At 70.3% G+C, this 17,891-nt stretch carries 11 protein-coding genes; 2 read left to right on the top strand and 9 right to left on the bottom strand.

Annotated elements, in window-relative coordinates; translation table 11 throughout:
- Nucleotides 1-230 precede the first annotated feature (230 nt).
- Together Pth03_RS33875 and Pth03_RS33870 are read right to left on the bottom strand one after the other, a co-directional pair.
- Nucleotides 231-1,364 (bottom strand): CU044_5270 family protein, encoded by a 1,134-nt coding sequence (locus tag Pth03_RS33875; protein ID WP_203948545.1) that lies wholly within the window; start codon nucleotides 1,362-1,364, stop codon nucleotides 231-233.
- Complete coding sequence (locus Pth03_RS33870) at nucleotides 1,364-1,915, bottom strand: RNA polymerase sigma factor (RefSeq protein ID WP_203948544.1); 552 nt, start codon at nucleotides 1,913-1,915, stop codon at nucleotides 1,364-1,366. The genes Pth03_RS33875 and Pth03_RS33870 overlap by 1 nt, the downstream gene beginning before the upstream one ends.
- Before the next feature lie 284 nt (nucleotides 1,916-2,199).
- On the opposite strand from Pth03_RS33870, the gene Pth03_RS33865 reads away from it, so the two are divergent.
- A complete protein-coding gene (locus tag Pth03_RS33865; protein WP_239119570.1) occupies nucleotides 2,200-3,099 on the top strand; it encodes a sensor histidine kinase in 900 nt (299 codons plus the stop codon).
- A gap of 74 nt (nucleotides 3,100-3,173) precedes the next feature.
- Here the strand turns inward: Pth03_RS33865 and Pth03_RS33860 are convergent, their stop codons facing one another.
- From Pth03_RS33860 to Pth03_RS33845, 4 genes are all read right to left on the bottom strand, one after another.
- Nucleotides 3,174-4,250 (bottom strand): helix-turn-helix domain-containing protein, encoded by a 1,077-nt coding sequence (locus tag Pth03_RS33860; protein WP_203948542.1) that lies wholly within the window; start codon nucleotides 4,248-4,250, stop codon nucleotides 3,174-3,176.
- Nucleotides 4,251-4,498: 248 nt separating this feature from the next.
- On the bottom strand, nucleotides 4,499-7,342 hold the full coding sequence (locus Pth03_RS33855) for a LamG domain-containing protein (RefSeq protein WP_203948541.1): 2,844 nt from the start codon (nucleotides 7,340-7,342) through the stop codon (nucleotides 4,499-4,501).
- Between the two features lie 359 nt (nucleotides 7,343-7,701).
- Complete coding sequence (locus tag Pth03_RS33850; protein ID WP_203948540.1) at nucleotides 7,702-8,475, bottom strand: SDR family NAD(P)-dependent oxidoreductase; 774 nt, start codon at nucleotides 8,473-8,475, stop codon at nucleotides 7,702-7,704.
- Between the two features lie 39 nt (nucleotides 8,476-8,514).
- Nucleotides 8,515-8,895 carry a VOC family protein gene (locus Pth03_RS33845; protein WP_203948547.1) on the bottom strand — a complete coding sequence of 127 codons (381 nt, stop codon included), beginning with the start codon at nucleotides 8,893-8,895 and terminating at the stop codon, nucleotides 8,515-8,517.
- 152 nt (nucleotides 8,896-9,047) lie between these two features.
- On the opposite strand from Pth03_RS33845, the gene Pth03_RS33840 reads away from it, so the two are divergent.
- Nucleotides 9,048-10,127: a hypothetical protein gene (locus Pth03_RS33840; RefSeq protein ID WP_203948539.1), complete on the top strand. Its 1,080-nt coding sequence runs from the start codon at nucleotides 9,048-9,050 to the stop codon at nucleotides 10,125-10,127.
- A 48-nt stretch (nucleotides 10,128-10,175) separates the two neighbouring features.
- On the opposite strand, the gene Pth03_RS33835 is transcribed toward Pth03_RS33840, so the two are convergent.
- The 3 genes from Pth03_RS33835 to Pth03_RS33825 all read right to left on the bottom strand — a co-directional run bounded on the left by Pth03_RS33835 (nucleotide 10,176) and on the right by Pth03_RS33825 (nucleotide 17,877).
- On the bottom strand, nucleotides 10,176-10,715 hold the full coding sequence (locus Pth03_RS33835; RefSeq protein WP_203948538.1) for a COG4315 family predicted lipoprotein: 540 nt from the start codon (nucleotides 10,713-10,715) through the stop codon (nucleotides 10,176-10,178).
- Nucleotides 10,716-10,903: 188 nt separating this feature from the next.
- On the bottom strand, nucleotides 10,904-15,856 hold the full coding sequence (locus Pth03_RS33830) for a DNA repair ATPase (protein WP_203948537.1): 4,953 nt from the start codon (nucleotides 15,854-15,856) through the stop codon (nucleotides 10,904-10,906).
- 11 nt (nucleotides 15,857-15,867) lie between these two features.
- Nucleotides 15,868-17,877, bottom strand: a complete 2,010-nt coding sequence (locus Pth03_RS33825; protein WP_203948536.1) for a flotillin family protein — start codon at nucleotides 17,875-17,877, stop codon at nucleotides 15,868-15,870.
- Between the last annotated feature and the right edge of the window lie 14 nt (nucleotides 17,878-17,891).

Raw genomic sequence — 17,891 nt, 5'->3', positions numbered from 1 at the left:
GGGTCGATGCCACGCAGCGCGCCACACCACGCCGCCGCACCGTCCGGGTGCCACACCACGCTGCACCGTCCGGGTGCCACACACGTCACGCCGTCGCTGTTCCGAGACAACGCAAGTCGGTACCGCGCGCCGTGTCGCACCGGGTTGCGCACTGTCGCGGTCCCGGACAGCCAGCCAGTACGGCGAAGCCCCCGTTCGCTTCGCCGTACGGCCTGCAGACGCGACCGCGATCAGGGGCGCGCGTCGAGGCTGTTCGTCCAGCCCATCGACTTGTAGGCCTCCGTCAGGAGAGGCGTCGACCCGTCACCGAAGGCCTGGTAGGCCAGCAGCCGCCCGGTGCCCGGATCCACGATCAGCCGGAAGGACTCCCCCTCGGAGTTCCCCTTGGTGGTCATTTCGATCGCCATGCCAGAACGGCCGAACGGATCCGTCACCGTTCCGGCCAAGGTGAGGCCCGGCTGGTCGGCGAGGACACGGTAAAGGGCCGCGCGGGTACCCGGCGAGACCGGCCCGGCCAGCAGGTCCTGCGCCGTCCCCCAGACGTATTCCAGGTAGGTCCCCTGGAGAGGGTTCTTCGGGTCGTTCACGTCCGCCTGGTAGCGACGCCTCAGCTCCTTGTCCAGCCCCGCCTCGGTGGTGGGCAGCTTCGCGAGCTCGGCCATGCTGACCTGCTGCTGGCCGATGATGAATTTCATCGGCATGTCGTAGTTGTTGACCTGCGGTCTGCCGGTGCCCCCATAGAGCGCCGGTGAGCCCATGTCCTTCCACTTGGTCTCGTCGGCCGGCGAGTCGAAGGCCGTCTTGAAATCGATGCCGGTGATCGTCCGGGTGCGGTCCTCGGCGCTGCGCGCCGTCCAGGACTCCTGGGAGGTGGAGACGGAGGCGGTGAACGGCAGCTTCTGTACCTTCGGGCTCTTTCCCGATCCCGGCTTGACCGCGATCCGGTCGACCCGCTGGGTCGTGCGATCGAGGGTGTACCAGTAGCGCCCGGTGGTGGCGGGTTCCCGGGCCGCCGACTCGGCCGCCGACAGGAGGATCGTGCGGGCGTCGAGCAGGGTCGGGCCGGCCACCACCGTGTTGACCGCATGCCCGGGGGCGCCGCCTCCCGAGGTCAGGGATGGGACTGCGATCACGGCGGCGGCGAGCCCCGCGACGGCGGTGCCGGTGATGAGCAGGAGCGGACGACGTCGAGGCATGGAGAACCTTCGGGTTGGGAGGGGGGTTCGGGGGGTGGCGAAAGCACGGGCGAGGTCGGCGGACCGGCGCCGCCGGTAGCCCTCGTCGGCCATCTCGTCCAGCCGCGCCGGCCTGAGCCGGGCGATCATGTCGTCGGTCATCGTCTGCTCCTCATGAGGGTTCGTCATCAGGTCTCCTCCAGGAACCGGCGGGAGGCGGCGGTCCGGCGCTGCGGTGCGGGGCGGCTGTCGGCTCGCATCGCCGTGGCGAGGCGGGCCCGGGCTCGGTGCAGCCGGACGTTGTAGGTGCGGGCCGAGCACCCCATGACGGCGGCGGCCTCGACGGGAGCGAGGCCGTACCAGGTGGCGAGGGTGATCGCCTCCAGGTCCTCGTCCCGCAGGGAGGCCAGTGCGGCGAGCGCGCTCTGCCTGTCCAGGACGTGGTCGGCGACATCCCAGCTGACGTGGTCGGCGGCCGTGGTGAACGCCGCGATCCGGTCGACCAGGGCCTGCCCGCGGTGCCGTACGTGGCGCTGCTTGGCGAGCAGGTTGCGCGCCACCCCGAGCAGCCACGGAAGCGGCGGGCCGGGGATCTCGTCCAGGCGCCGCCAGGCGATCAGGAAGGTCTCGCTCGCCACGTCCTCGGCCGTCTCGCGTTCGGCCCGCATCAGGGCGTAGCCGAGCACGCTGCGATAGTGCCGGTCGTAGAGGTCCGTGAAGCGTTCTTGGGGATCGTTCACACCAAGTAGTCCCTTCCAGAGCCCCGCGATTACCGCATGCCCGGAAACCGGCCTACCAGCCGCGCGAAACCGCCGTTAGGTCGGACCATTCGGCTCGACAAACAAGCAGGTCAGAGGCCTGTTCAATTCCTGAACAGGCTGTTGCGAAGAGGGGTCGCGAGCACGCAGGATCGCTACTGCCGAGCAACACCCCGGGTTCGGCTGAGGCCGGGCGGCGTCCTGAACGCCGCCTCGTGTGCCCGGGGCAGAGCCTGATCGCGAACGGAGGAGGATGCCGCGTGAAGATGCCGTGGGACGGCCTGGCCTCTGAGGCGCCGGCGAGCCGTGGTCCGCGAGAGGGCGACGACGCGCAGCCGGTGCCGGCCCAGCAACTGCAGTTCGCAGCTGACGCCTCACACGAGTTGCGGACTCCCCTCGCAGGGCTGAGGCTCCAGCTCGAGGAGGCGCTGCTCCACTTCGATCAGACCGACGTGCCCGCGCTGCTCACCGCTCTGTTGCGCGACGTCGACCGCCTGGAGACGATCACCGCCGACCTGCTGCTCCTGACGCGGGTGGCGGCGGGCTCGACGGCGGAGGAGCGGGAGACGGTGGACCTGGCCGAGACGGTCAGGGCCGAGGTCTCCCGGCGGGCGAGCGGTCACGAGGTGCGGCTGCGGCTCGAGCCCGGTGTGACCGTCGACGGCGTGCGCTGCCAACTCGACCGGCTGCTGGCGAACCTCCTCGACAACGCGCACCGGCATGCGCGGACCACAGTCGAGGTGCGCGTACGCCGGGACGGCGACGTGGCCGAGTTGTCCGTCATCGACGACGGCGCCGGGGTCGCGGTGGCCGACCGGGAGCGGATCTTCCGGCGGTTCAGCAGGCTCGACGCCCACCGTGCGCGCGAATGTGGGGGTACCGGGCTCGGCCTGGCGATCGCCCACGACATCGCGCTGTCCCACAAGGGCACTTTGTGCGTGGAAGACCCCGCCGGAGGCGGTGTCTCCTTTGTGCTACGGCTTCCTCTGGCCGACTCTCCCGAATGCACGACGACGTGGTGGGAGCGTCTACGGCAGAAGCCGGTGACCGACACCTGGATCCTCAACGATCGCGGTGGCAGCGTGGCCGCCTGCCGTCCACCAGGCGGCATCGCATCCGCGCTCGTGCAGGCCAGCCAGGTGACCCGGTCAGCGGAAGCCGTATAAGTCCGTTGGTACGGCCACGGCGCGTGCACCAGCGCGGCGTGGCCGTACCACGGACAACCCCCCAGAGGGCTTGATCAGGAACTGCCGTCGAGGCGGTAGCGGCGCAGCTTCTGGTAGAGGGTGCCCCGCGAGATGCCGAGGCGGGAGGCGGCCGCCGACTTGTTGCCCTCGCATTCGATGAGGACGTTCGTGATGATCTCCGCCTCGGCCCGCTCGATCGGGGTGAGGCCCGGCGGATGCTGGTGGTCGGAGGGCGCGGCGGCGGCGATCGGACGGGCCAGCCTTCGGTCGGGAATCGCCCCGCCGAGGATGAGGACTACACCGTCGGCGAGAGTGCCTGGAGTCAGGGTGCGCATACGGGCGGACACGGTGCCGCTGAGGCGGATCAGCGTCGCGGCCGGGCCGGCCGCGCGGACCGTCGCCCACAGGCTCTTCTGGTCGAGCTTGAGCGCCGTGGCCGCCTCGTCGGCGATCATGACGTGGTCGTAGAGAGTGATCACCGGCCCGTTCGCCGTGGCACGGTAGTTGACGAAGGCGTCGAGGAGACGGCGCTCCCTGGCGGTGGAGGCCGAGTACAACGCCGAACTGACCTCGTCGGCCAGCATGCGCGCCACCATCTTGAGGAAGTGGTTGGCGTCGGACGCCTTGCAGGTCACGTCGATGGCGCCGACCAGCCGACGGGTGATGGGATGCACGACGGGCGCGGCGGCGCAGGCCCAGGAATGCAGGGGCTCTTTGAAGTGCTCTTCACCGACGACCATCGCGACCTGGCGGCTCTCCACCGAGACCCCGATGGCGTTGGTGCCGACGTGCTCCTCGCCGAACCGCGCGCCTTTCTCGAACTGGTACCGGTCGAGCGCGCGGGCCAGCGAGGGCTCAGAGACCCAGCGCCAGTTCAGGTTGCCACTGAGATCGGCCAGGGCCAGACAGGTCGAACTGCCCACCAGGACATCGGCCATGCGGGTGAGCACGGGCGCGGCGATCCGTACGAAGGACGACTCCTCCCCGACCTCGACGTGCCCCACGTCTAGGCGTTCGGGATCGACGCCGCTCCACTGCGACCGGCGCCACGACTTGATGATGTCGCCGCTTACGCCGTCCGGCTCTCCGCCCGACTGGAAGGCCTCCCATGCGTTCCTGGGCCGCGTCATGATCCCCCCAAGCGAGCGCAACATTGACCGGCTTTGCCCCTCTGTCTACCCTCGCTCTGCATTTGACCGGTAGAAGCCTTGCGCAAGATTTGACGAGGCATTGCCAGAGTCTTGAGCTCCCACTCCGGCCGGTCTCAGCCGACCGCGCCGCCGGGCCCGAAGTCGAGGATCGCCCCCGCCCGCGTCGTGCAGGCGGAGGCGATCCGCGCGTACGGCTGGGCGGGACGAGCCCTCCCGGCCCTACGAGGTCACGGCCCGGTGCTCGTCGGGAATTCAACGAGGGAGGCCAGGCCCCTGATCTTCACGTCGTCCAGGGCACCCTGGTACGCCCACACATCGTCGATCGACCCGGCGAAATACCCTCCGGCGACGCCCTCCGACCAGTTCCGCCCGAACTGCAGGCCTCCCGTGCCTGCGAAGGGCTTGACTCCGTCCGCGGTCGACACCACACTCTGGCTGTTCTGAAGCTGGCCGTCCACGTACAACCGCAGTTGGTCACGGGCCGCGTCGTAGACCACCGCCAGGTGGTTCCACGTTCCAAGACCGCCGCCATAGCTATGCTCCGCGACCGCGCGGACCGCTCCGGGCGCGTCCCTGTCGGGCATCTCCACCTGCCAGACGCCCCCCGGGCCGCTCTCCGCGTCACCACGGGCGGTGACGTGCCACCGCAGGGTGAACACGCTGTTGTACGGATGGTCGGCGTCGCCCAGGAGGCTCAGCACCGTCATGTCGCAGTCGGCGAGATCCTTTTCCGCGGGGCAGTCCGGAATCGCCGGCAGGTTCACCCATCCCGCGACCGTGAAGCTCTGTGTGGTGTCCAGCGGTGAGGTCGCGGTCGCCGCGTAGCCGTCGACGCCGTCCAGCACCAGGCCGCCGTCGGATTCCTCCTGCCCGTCGGCGTTGGTCCCGTCGCCGTCGCCCACCAGCCATTCCGTCCAGAAGGAGGTGCCGATGCCCGCTCCTCCAGACAATGTGGCGCCGAGTTTCGCCGGTGACGCGTCCGGCGTGACGCCGTCCGGCGCGGAGTTGAGCATCCACCGGCCGGCGAGCGCCGGCGGCTTCGGCGCGGCCAGCTTGGAGACCTCCGTCTGGGCCAGGATCCGGTCGAAGACCCTGACATCGTCCACGGAGCCCTTCCAGTAGTCCTGACCGTCGTCGGCTTCCAGGGATCGACCCAGTTGCAGTCCGCCATCCGCGTTCCCCACGGAGGGCGCCGCCTCCGAGGGTCCGGCCTGCCCGTTGACGTAGAGGGTGATCCGCTTGGCTGTCCGGTCGTACACGCCGAGCAGGTGCGTCCACTCTCCGGGGTCGACCTGAGCCGCCGAATAGACCGACTGCTCGCCTGTCCCGTCACTCGTCGGCAGCCGGAACACCCAGGCCTGCCGTTCGTGATCGAACCCGAGGGCGAAGGAGCCGCTCTGGCTGACCGCCGTATGGTCGGCGGTCGTGTCCGCCAACTGCACCCACGCCCCGGCGGAGAAGTCGCGACGGGAGTCCGCCACCGCGCGCGGGGTGTCGCCATAACCGTCGGAGCCGTCGAAGGCCGCAGCCTTGCCGGTGTATCCCGGTTGCCCGCTCTGCACCCCTCCGTGGAAGGTCACGTCCTGGGTCTCCGGATGACCGTCCGCCGGACCGGCGGCCTCGTCCAGAGGCCAGACCACCTTGGCGGGCACACCCGTGGTCACGTCTCCCGTGGCGTGCAGCCGCGCGACCTGGGAGGCGGAAACCGCACGGTCCCACACGCGCAGATCGTCGATCTCGCCGGCCCACGGCTCCGCCCAGGCGCCCCGGTCCCGCAGGCGGCCGATCTCCAGGTTTCCGCGGGCGCCGAACGCCGTCACCGACACGGAAGGCGCCGCCACTCCGTCCACGTACAGCGTCGCGGACTTTCCGTTGTACGTCCCGACCAGGTGAGTCCACCGCCCGGGCACCGCCGGCGCTCCGGACGTCGCAGCGACCGCCGTTCCGGACGGGTCGTCGGCGGTCGAGAGGCGCAGAGCCCATTTACCGCTTTCGGCGTCGTATCCCAGCGCGACCCCGCTGTTGTAGGTTCCCGCCTGCGAGAGCACCGTCCGCGAACGGCTCAGGTCGTCGGCCTTCACCCAGGCGGAGACGGTGAAGCCTCGCGCGAAGTCCAGCACCGCGCCCCTGGACTCCGCGTAGGAATCCTCATCGGTCATGGTCAACGCCGTACCGGAATGTCCGTCGGCGCCCAGTGCCGCGTGCCCGCCCAGGTCGAGCGGGTACGAACCGCTCGAACCCGCCGCGACCGCGCCGCTCCCCTCGTCCAGGGACCAGGCGGCTCGATCAGGCTGACCGGGAAGGACGTTGAAGCGGTACGTCACCTCGCGGCTGCTGTTGCCGTACGCGTCAACGGCCCGCACCGCCAGAGAATGAGGGCCGTCCGAGGTGGGCAGCACCTGGATGTCACGGGGCGCACCCGCCTTCGTGGCGATCACATGATTCGCCGAGGCACTCGTGTCCAGGTCCCACAGGTAGCGGACGACGTCGGTGGACGACGAGCTGACGGTGAACGTCCCATAGCGCCCGAGCCCGACCGTCGGCGGAGGCGCGGCCGTGGGGTCCATCGATCCCGGATAGTCGGCGCTCGTCACCACCGGGTCCTCCGGGCCGCCCTTCTCGTAGGCGAAGCGACACCTCGTGGCATCGCCGGCGGAACTCCACGGCCCCCAGGCGAGGCCGTCCCACGCCCGCACCTCCCAGCCGGCGACCGTTTCCTGAGGAATCGACTCCGGCAGCGGCGGCGCGGTGAAGGGCGACCCCGAACTCTTGAATGATCCGCTCGGCGGCGGAGTGTTCTCGTCGCCGGTGGACCACCACTGGCGTACCACCTTGCCCGACGCGTCCGGCCAGGACACGGCGAACTGCGCGCCGAGCCTCCCGCCGTCCAGGTCGGTCAGCTTGGCCGTGAGCTGCGGCAACCGGTTGATCAGCACCGGCTCCGTCTGACACACGGACCCGGGCGACATGGTCAGATCCGCCGCTGACGGCTGCGCGGGCGGCATGTTGACCGCCGCGGACGCCGGTGTGATTCCGATCCCCGCATCCAGGGACAAGACGGCCACTGCCACGGACAACGCTCCCAGCACGGAACGTGCACGTGTTCTTCGATTTCGACTCACCGACCATGGTCGGGCCATACGCACTTCAACCCCCATAAGCCACCAGGTGCCAACAAAACGCCCTGATAGTAAGAAGGGTGATCAATCTACGTAAATATCAACAGTCAGTAATTCGGCCAGTACGCATGTAACGATCCAACGGTTTCACGCGATTGTCTGACCCCACATGGTGGGTTAGCGCCCGGTTAACACCTCAGACCAGGGAGTTTTCTGCCGCCAGCCGATCGTCGCGCCCTTGACCGAAGGTTGCGCCGCCGTGGAACACCACAGAATTCGTCGTGATATTAATCACATAAACCCCAGACCCATCACGCTTCTTCGGGGTCGCGGCCGGAAGCCGATCGGCCGCCGTCGACCGGAACGATCGCCCCGTTGACGAAGCTCGCCGCATCCGACAACAACCAGGCGACGGCCTCGGCCACCTCATCGGGACGGCCCACCCGGCCGAGCGGGTGAAGCGCCGCCATCTCCCGCTCGATCCGGACGGCGGCCGCGGGCTCCTGCGCACCGAGGAACGCCTCATACCGTTCGGTGCTGATCGACCCCAGCGCGACGGCGTTGGCCCGCACGCCCGATGGGCCGTAGTCGACGGCCAGGGCGCGGGTCAGTCCTTCGACGGCCGCCTTCGCCGTCGCGTACGGCAGGGCTCCCCGTACGGCCCGCAGTGCCTGATGTGAGGAGACGTTGACGATCGCACCTCCGTCGCCCTGGGCGAGGAACCTCCGGACCGCGGTGGCCGACCCGGTCACCGCGGGCCCGAGGTTGCCCGTGATGAGTTCGATCACATCGCGCGGCGGTGCCGTGTGCAGGGCGGCGTCGCGGAAGACCGCGGCGTTGTTCACCCATCCGGCGAGCCTGCCCGCCTTCTGCGCCAGGTCTGCGGCCCGTTCCGTCACCTCCTCGTCGGCGGCGTCTCCGGTCACGGCAGTCAGCCGTGGACCGGCGGAGTGATCGCCCGTCCACGCGGTCGCGGCCGGATGGCGCTCGATCACGACGACGGCGTCCCCGCCGTCGAGCAGACGCTCGGCGATCGCCCGGCCGATGCCCTGGCCGCCTCCCGTGACGACGTGCGATCTGGTCATGTTCCTTCCTCACGGTCAAGGCGGGTGCGGTACGGCGGATCAGGGGTGGAGCTGGAGCAGATCCCAGCGATTGCCGTACAGGTCGCGGAAGACGACGACGGTCCCGTAGGACTCATTGCGCGGCTGTTCCTCGAAGACCACCCCGGCCGCCATCAGTCGCGCATGGTCGCGGGCGAAGTCGTCGGTGTGCAGGAAGAAGCCGACCCGGCCGCCGGTCTGGTCGCCGATCCTCGCCTCCTGCTCCGGCGTCGAGGCGCGGGCGAGCAGGAGGGCCGTCTCCGTCGCGCCGGCCGGCCGTACGGTCACCCAGCGTTTGACGTCGTCGAGCCGGGTGTCCTCGACGAGCTCGAACCCGAGGACGCCGACGTAGAAAGCGATGGCCTCGTCGTAGTCGCGCACGACGAGGGCCACCAGGGACATGTGGGACACACGGTGACTCTAATCGCGATGAGCCGGCGGCCCGGATAATCAGAACAATCACCCGTTCGCCACAAACCGCCGCGCTGGGATTCCTGTCTCATCTCTCGACTGCTCACGGAAGGACGTCGATGAGAGCAAGGATCCTGTATGGCATGGCTGGAATCGCGATGATCGCCGGTTCGGCGGTGGCCGTGGCACCTGCGCACGCCGCCCCCGTCACGCAGGCGGCGGCGAAGCCGCCCCCATGGAAGAACTTCTACGCAGCCAAGCTGACCGAGGGCTATCTGCACGGGGTCGCCGCGCCAGGCCCGTCGAGCGCCTGGGCCGTCGGCCACTACCAGGACGAGAACGGCTACGGCCACGCGGCGGTACTGCGGTGGAACGGGCGGGCGTGGAGCCAGGTGCCCTCCACCTCGCTGCCGAACATGAAGTACTGGTACTCGGTGAGCGCCGCGACACCGCGCGACGTGTGGGTCTACGGCTGGAACGACGTGCGGCCCGGGCTCGCGCACTTCGACGGCGGGAAGTGGCGCCCGGTCGCCTTCCCGAAGCTGCCCGAGGGCACGTGGACGTCCTACGCGCAGCTGGCGTCCGTACGCGGCGCCACGTGGCTGGCCGGGGAGACCTGGGTGTCGCGGCGTGTGGGCGGCGGCTGGAAGACCACGGCGCTGCCGGCCGGTGTGCACGCCAACCTGATCACCGCCCGCTCGGCCACCGACGCCTGGCTGTCCGGCACCCGGTACACGGCGGACGGCGGTTTCCAGCCGTACACCGCGCGCTGGAACGGCCACCGCTGGAAGCAGGTCAACATACCCGTCGGCGACCTGAGCATCAGCGACATGTGGGCCGAGTCCAAGATGAGCGTCTGGGTCACCGGGCAGGTCCCCTCGGGTGAGGAGTGGATTCCGGTCGTCCTCCACTGGAACGGCAAGAAGTGGAAGAACGTCCGAATTCCGGACGAGGGCCAGACGCCGCTGGCGATCAGCGGCAACGGCGGCAAGGTGTGGGTCACGGGCGATCCCGCCGGCTTCAGCGGCCCGCCGCTGTACTGGCGCTTCGACGGCAGGCGCTGGACGACCGTGTCCGGCGCGCTGCCGGCGGGCGGCCGGGCCGAGCAGGTCACCGACCTGGCCCCCGTCAAGGGGACGGCCCGGATGTGGGCGGTCGGCAACTACATCGTCGACGAAGGCGACGTCGCCCACAGCTTCGGGCTCATCCAGCGGGACCGCTGAGCCGCATCCTGACCGGGCCGGCCATCCGCGCGGACGGCCGGCCCGGTCTCAGGCCTTCTTCGTGATCTCCTTGCCGTTCGGGCTGAGCGCGTGCCACAGGCCCTTCACCAGCTGGCCCTTGACCTCGCCGGCCGCCTTGTCCCCCGAATACACATAGACCGGGTGGTGGGCGATGGTGAGCTGCTGGGAGCCGTCGGCGCGGGGGAGCGAGCCGACCAGACCGGCGTCGATCCCCGACACGTCGGTGGTGGCCGGCACGGGCTGCCACGTGGCGGCGCACTCCCCGGTGCACGTGGACGCCACCGGGTCGGTCGTGTCCTTGTCGTAGGCGTAGACGGTGCGGCCCGTGCTGTCGACGACGATGAGGCCGATGGACGACGACGACGTCCCGACGGGACCGCCGACCACGGGCACGGACGGGTCGTCGGTGCTGGGGGCGGCCTGGGATGAAGCGGGCGCCGCCGTGGTCGCGGCGCCCGTGGGCCCGGGGGCGGCGCTCTTCGCGTCGTCTCCGGAGGAGCAGGCGGTCGCCAGGGCGGCAACGGTGAACGCGGCGGCCACCAGGCCGGCGCGGGCACGAATGTCCATCAACATGGTCCTTCGACGAGATGATCGGCCGAAGTGCGCCCACGCCCGCGGCGCGGGGCCGCGCACTCCCGCTTCGTGTACGACGAGCGGGCCACGATAGTTCAGCGTCCACGCGGCCCGGTCGCCGCACCCCACCTTAGGAGAGCGCCCGGCCCCACAGCGCACCGTCCAAGAGCGGCACGGGGCCGTCAGTCCGGGCCTGCCGCCCGTTCGATGGCCTTCTCCACATCCGCCACGCGGTCGGCGAGCAGGCCGATGGCGCCCACGGCCCGGGCGACCGGGTCGTCGCCGTCCCCGCCGAGCGCCTTCGCGCGCAGGTATCCGGCCTTGACCTCCGCCCACCGCTCCCGCTGCCCGGGGCTCATGGTGCCGCGCAGATCGGCCAGCTTGAGCAGGTTGGCCTCGGCGCCCGAGGTCAGCGTCTGGGCCTCACCCATGTAATGGTCGTCGATCACGGCCTGCAGCTCGGCCTCGTTCATGACCGGGACGATCCGCTCGGCCAGCTTGTTCATGTTGCGGTAGGACCCCTGGAGCTGGAAGGGCGGCTCGGTCCTGGACGCGTCAGCCTGCGCGGCCGAGGCGATGTACGCCTGGTTGACGGCCAAGACGATCTTCTGCACCTGGAGCAGTTTGCCCAGCACCGCGACGATCTGGTCGAGCTCGACCCGCGAGTACGGGTGGCTCAGCTGGTCGGCGCGGACCGCCGTGTCGCCCCCTGCCAGCCGTACGAGCAGCTCGACGTCGGCGCGGTCGCGGGTGGACAGCGGCGCGAGCACGGGGTTGGAGGTCAGCGCGTTCTCGATGTAGCTGAGCGCGAACAGCTCGTCCCTGCCCGACAGCACGTCGCCGAGGTTCCACACGTCGGCCCGGTTGGCCAGCATGTCGGGGATGCGGAAGCGCTTGCCCGCCTCGGTGTACGGGTTGCCCGCCATGCAGACGGCGAAGCGCTTACCCCGCAGGTCGTAGGTACGGGTCGTGCCGTTCCAGACCCCCTCCATCCGCCGCTGGGCGTCGCACAGCGAGATGAACTTCTGCAGCAGCTCCGGCGAGGTGTGCTGGATGTCGTCGAGGTAGAGCAGCACGTTGTTGGAGCACTCCAGCGCGAACGACACCTTCTCGATCTCCTGCCGCGCGGTGGCGTCGGGCGCCTGCGCGGGGTCGAGCGAGGTGACGGCGTTGCCGAGCGCCGGCCCGTTGACCTTGACCAGCACCAGCCCGAGCCGGTCGGCGACGTATTCCATCAGCGTCGTCTTGCCGTATCCGGGCGGGGAGATGAGCAGCAGCAGGCCCATCTGGTCGGTGCGTTTGGCGTCGCCCGCCGCGCCGAGCTGTTTGGCCAGGTTGTCGCCGATGAGCGGCAGGTAGACCTCGTCGAGCAGCCGGTTGCGCACGAACGCGCTCATCACCGACGGCTTGTACTCCTCCAGCCGCAGCCTGGCCCGTTCGCGCTCGACGAGCTCGCCGCGCCTGCGCTGGTAGGCGCGGTAGGCGGGCACCCGCTCGGTCCGGAAACGGCGCGTGCGGGCAAGCGTCTCGTCGAGGCGCACCGCCAGGCCGCGGCCGGCCAGCCGGGGATGGGTGCCGAGCAGATGCTCGACGGTGGCGGTCAACGCCGCTGACGAGTCGTGGCGCGGCAGGTCGCACAGCTGTACGGCCACGGCCTCCGCGAGGTCGCCGGGCGACGCCCCCGGTGCGCCGGGGTAGGCCCCCAGCCACGCCTGGGCGAGCTGGTGGCGGGCCTTGAGGTCGTGGGCGAGGGCGCGCAGGTCGGCGTCGAACTCCTTGGCCGCGCCGCCGAGCGCCGTACGGAACCCGTCGACGAGACCCCGGGCCGCGGCGCTCGTCACGAAGCCGGGCGGCGTGCTTGCCAGCTCCTCGAACAGGTACTCCCCCGCCAGGCTGGTCTCACCGTACGGCAGGGCCTGCCCGCCGACGAAGTCTCCGACGGCCGCGCCGAGCTCGGCCCTCATCTCGCCGATCGCCGGTCCAGGCCCGAACGTGGACCTGGCCCTGGCCAGGGAGCGGGCGCGGGTGGTCCAGCCGGCACGGGCGGCCTCACCGGCGCCGAAGGCCCAGAACAGCTGCGCCGCCGCGCGCGCCTCCGGCGGGTAGCGCAGCAGGCCGGCGCCGGCGTGCAGCCGCAGCAACGCGTCGAGCACGGCCGCCGCGTCGTGGTCGTGCACGCCTCGCTCGTAGCCCTCGTCGTAGCGGGTCTCGGCGACGCGGCGCACCACGTCGAGCAGGCCGCCCCCCGTGCCGACGCCGTCGGTGAGCGCCGCCGCGCGCAGGCCCTCCAGCGTGAGGCCGCCCTCACTCGAAGGCGTGTCCTCGGCGATGTTCTCCGTGGCGGCCGCCAGGATCGAGGCGGCGAGATGCTCGGCCCGGTAGACCTCGGCCGACTCCGAGACGAGCGGCTGGTCCCAGAACGGCCGGGTCGTCTCGAACGCCTCGTCTTCGACGGGCGCGCGGTAGTCGGTTCCGGTGATGGCGAAGGCCATGCCCCCGTCGGCGGGCACGAGCGTGAGGTCGAGCGGCTGGGTGTTGACGGCGAACCTGTGCCGGCCGAGCCGGATGGTCTCCCCGCCGTCGGCGAACAGGTCGAGCCGGTCGCGCACCGCACGGCCCGCGTCGAGCCGGGCCGCCTTGACCCTGCCCTCCAGCTCCTCGGCCCGCACCTGGTCGCCGAGCTCGCGCAGGTCGGCGGCGACCGCGCGCAGTTTCGCCACCATGGGGTCGGACGCGAAGTAGGTGTTGATCTCCTCGGCCGAGCCGAGTCCGGCGACTCGGCGGCGCACACTGCCGAGGATGCGCTCGGCGGACGCGGCGAGCCGTTCGGCCCGGCGGGCGCGCTCGTCGAGCAGCGCCTGCTTACGCGAGGAGAACGCCTCGTAGACGTCCGCGCGCTTGTCCTCCAGCCGGCCCACGAGGTCGTCGAACTCGCCGAACCGCGACTCCAGACCCTCCAGCTGGAGCAGCAGCCTGCCCAGCTGCTCGTCGCAGCTCTCGGGCGTGTCGGCCAGGTCGAGCGCTCCGGTGACGGTCTGCCCGAGCACCGCGAACTCGGCGGCGAACCCGGCCCGCCCCTCACTCGCGAGCAGCTCCCCGCGTTTGGCGGCGAGCGTCGCCCTGGCCCGGTTGACGCCGCCCAGCACCTCGCCGATGCGTCCCAGGATCGCGGTGCGCACGGTCACGTCGTCGATGTCGAGCGTGCCGACGACCTCGGTGAGGATCGCCAGGCCCTCTCCCTGCGCGGCCAGCCGTTCGGAGATCGGACCCGCCTCGGCGACGGTCCTGATGCCCTGCGCGTCGACGGTGAGGCGCTCCACCTCGGCGTGATAGCCGGCGAACGCGTCGTCACCCCGGAGGAACTCGACGGCGCGCCGGGCCGCCGAGCCGATCTCGCCGTCGAGCTCGGCCGCCAGAGTGTCGATGCGGCCCAGATCGGCGTAACGCATCTCCTTCAATGTCGCCAGCCGGCCCTGCGCCCGCCGCAGCTCGGCGAGCTGCCCCACCCACGCGTCGGCCGTCATCGGCGTCTCGCCGCGGGCCTGCCGTACGAGGGAGGCGATCTGCCCGGCGGTCTCGTCGAGCGCCTGCGCGGCCTGCGCGGTGAGCGACTGCACCTTCTCGAACTCGTCGAGCACCTGCTCGGCGGTGGCCCGCACGTCGGCGACGGGAGTGCGCAGCCCGTGGTCGTTCAGCCAGTGGTAGGTGTCGAAGGCGCGCACGCACGCGGCGATCAGCGCCTCGAAGACCGGCGCCGACGGGGCCATCTCCTCGACCATGCGCACGATCGACAGGCAGTCGGAGATGCCGCGCACCAGCTCGGCGTTCCCGATCCGCTCCAGTGGGCCCGACCCCGTCGGCTGGGCCGCGGCGAAGGTGTCGGAGACGTACGGCGTCTGCCACACCTGCATCGGGTGCACGCGCGACGGCTCGGCCGAGACGGCGCGGAACACCACGAGTGTGCCGTCGTCGAAGAGCGAGTAGCCGTGGCAGGAGATCGGGTTGGCGACCTCCTTGCGGATCACGTTGTACGGCAGGAGCAGCGTGCGGCCCTCCTGCCGGGCGTGGAAGACGTAGAGCACGTCCTCGCCGTTGGGCGAGCGGATGACCCGCTCGAACTCCAGGCTGAGGACGTCGGTGTCGAAGGTCTTGGCCGTACCGGTCGCGAGGTAGTAGCCGCCGGGGAAGATGATGCCCTGGTCTTCCGGCAGCCTTCTGCACGCCTGCCCGATGCCGTCGAGCCGGACGACGGCCTTGGTCCTGGTGTTGAAGACCAGGTGCCGCCATTCGGCCTCGTTGTAGGGGCGCACCCGCAGCAGGATCAGCGGCCCGACCCTGGCGTGGTGCACGTCGGCGTCGGCCAGGCTCTGCAGCGGCTCGGCGACCGGCTCGCGGTAGACGCCCTCGCCCGTCTCCGTGTTGTTCTCGATCTTGATGGTGAGGTCGCCGCCGACCGTCTCGACGAACACCTCGTCGTCGATCGAGATGTGCGGGTGCCGGCCGAGCACGTGGTCGTCGCGGGTGGTCGGCGTCCACTCGAAGTCGTGCGACGGCGGGAAGACGTGGTCGCGCTCGCCCCGGTTGTCGACGTAGCTGAGCGAGCCGTCGGCCGCGACCGCCCAGCGCAACACCCGGACGTCCTGCGGCCCGGTCTCGAAGACCGCGAGCAGCCGCCCCTCCAGGCTGCGCAACTGCAACAGCCGGGTGCCCTTGTAGTAGCGGTACAGCTCGCCGAAGTCGCGCTCGAACTGCGGGTCGTCCAACGGCAGCGGCGCGTCGTCGAAACGGAACGCGTCGCCGTCCCGGGTGAACCGGTGGGCGGAGAACACGTCCCTGACGGTCGTCTCGGTCTTCAGCCCGATGAAGACGTTGTAGCCGAACAGCATCACCCCGCCCGCCGACACGATGTCGCGGGGCACGCAGTTGTTCTCGGTGCGGATGCGCTCGGTGCCGACCAGGCGGAGCTCGGCGCCGCCGAAGACCCCCAGCCGCTCGCCGTTGAGCGCCTCTGCCCGGCGGGCGAGCTCCTTGGCCTGCTCCGCCAGCCGGGCCCGCAGCACCTCGTAGGTGCCGGCGTCGAGCCCGGCCCGCGTCAGTTCGGTCCCGGAGGTCTCTGGTGCCGATGTCTGCGTCACGCGCGTGCGCTTCAGTGCTTGGCCGGGTCGAGCGAGACCGCGGGCTGCTCGGAGACGCCGAGCCGTTGCGCGGCGCTCAGCAGCGCCTGCAGCTTGTCGCTGTCGGGGCCGCCCTCTTTGATCAGTTTGGCCAGCAGCGCCGACAGCGTCAGGTCGCGCACACCCGCGGCGTCCACCGACCCGAGGATGCGGCCGATGTCGGCGGGCAGGCTGGCCTTCCCGTCCAGGTACGGCTTGGCGATCGCATGGGCGACACCGGAGTTCTCGACGAACCCGTCGAGGCTCTTGCCCATCGCGATCGAGCCCATGAGCCGGTCGAAGAAGACGTCGTCGCCGCCCACGATGTCGATGTCGGCCTTCTCCAGACCGGCGGCAAGCACGGTCGCCTGCGCCTCGGCGATCTCCCGCTGCACGTCGATGTGCCGGAGCCTGACCTCCTTGTCGGCCTCCAGTCGCAGGCGGTACTCCTCGTGGCCGCGGCTCGCCTCGTCGAGGGCGGCCAGCGCCGCGGCCTTCTCGGTGAGACCCTCGGCCTCCGCCTTGAGCTTCTCGCCCACGGCCGCCGCGGCGGCGAGCCCCTTCTCCCGGTCGACGACGGCCTGCGCGCGGCCCACCTTCTCAATGGCGTCGGCGTCACGCTCGCGCACCTGCACCTCGGCGAGCCCGGCGGCGGCCGCCTCGGCCTGCAGCCCCTCGGCCAGGCGGATCTTCGCCCTGCTGTCCAGCTCGGCGGCCTGCTGCCTGGCCTCGGCGAGCACCAGCTCCTCGCGGGCCTTGTGCTTGGCGGCCTGCTCGGCGGCCTCGGCCGCCTTGATGTCCTTGACCAGGTTCTCCTGCGCCTCGGCCTCGGCCTGGATCACCAGGGCCTGCCGTACGCGCTCGGCCTCCTCGACGACGCGCAGGCGCTTGATGTTCTCCTCCTGCTCGGCGACCGTCTTGTCGACCGCGATCCGCTCGCGCGTCACCTCCGCGATGGCGCGCTTCTCGACCTCGAGCTCCTTGTCCTTCGCGATGCGCGACAGCTCGGTCTCCCGCTCCCGGGCGATGACCTCGAGCATGCGGTCCTTCTCGATGCGCTCGCTCTCGATCGCGATGACCCGCTCGCGGTTCTTCTCCGCGACGGCGACCTCCCTGGCCCGGTTCTCCTCCTGGATGCCCAGCTGCTCGTCGGTGCGGATTATGGCGGTCTGCGCCCTGAGCCGCTCCTCCGCGCGCACCCGGGAGGTCTCGGCCTCCTCGCGGGCCCGCATGGTCTCGATCTCGCGCTTCTGCTTGGTCTCGGCGTCGGCCTGCCGGCGCTCCAACTCGAGGATGGCCTCCCGCGCGTCGACGTTCTGGCGGGTGATCTCCTTCTCCTCGTTGCGCTGGTACTCGTTGGTCTTCACGTGCTCGATCGCGGTCAGCTCGGTGATCTTGCGGATGCCCTGGGCGTCGAGGATGTTGGCCGGGTCGAGCTGCGCCAGCGGCGTCTGCTCCAGAAAGTCGATCGCGGCGTCCTCAAGGCTGTAGCCGTTCAGGTCGGTGCCGATCACCCGGATGATCTGGTCGCGGAACTCGTCGCGCTTGGTGTAGAGGTCGACGAAGTCGAGCTGCTTGCCGACCGTCTTCAGCGCCTCGGAGAACTTCGCGTTGAACAGCACCTGCAGGGTCTGCTCGTCGCTGGCCCTGGCCGTGCCGATCGCCTGGGCGACCTTGATGACGTCTTCCACCGTCTTGTTGACTCGCACGAAGAACGTGATGCGGATGTCGGCCCGAATGTTGTCGCGGCAGATCAGCCCTTCCTGCCCGGTCCGCGTAATTTCGATGGTTTTAACCGAAATGTCCATCGTCTCTGATTTGTGCAGAACGGGGAAGACGACGGCCCCGGTGAACGTGACGTCCACCTTGCGCACCTTGGAGATGATCAGGGCCTTGCCCTGCTCGACCTTGCGGAACAGGCGGCTGACGACGAGCACCGTGCCGATGACGACGAGAAGGACGACGCCTAACAGCACGCCCATTCCTGTGGAGATGACATCCATACCGAGGTCCCCTG

Source organism: Planotetraspora thailandica, assembly GCF_016863335.1.
In the GTDB taxonomy this organism is placed as follows: Bacteria; Actinomycetota; Actinomycetes; order Streptosporangiales; family Streptosporangiaceae; genus Planotetraspora; species Planotetraspora thailandica.
Note: the sequence above shows the minus strand (reverse complement) of the source record. Positions and strands in the feature narration are given on the sequence as shown.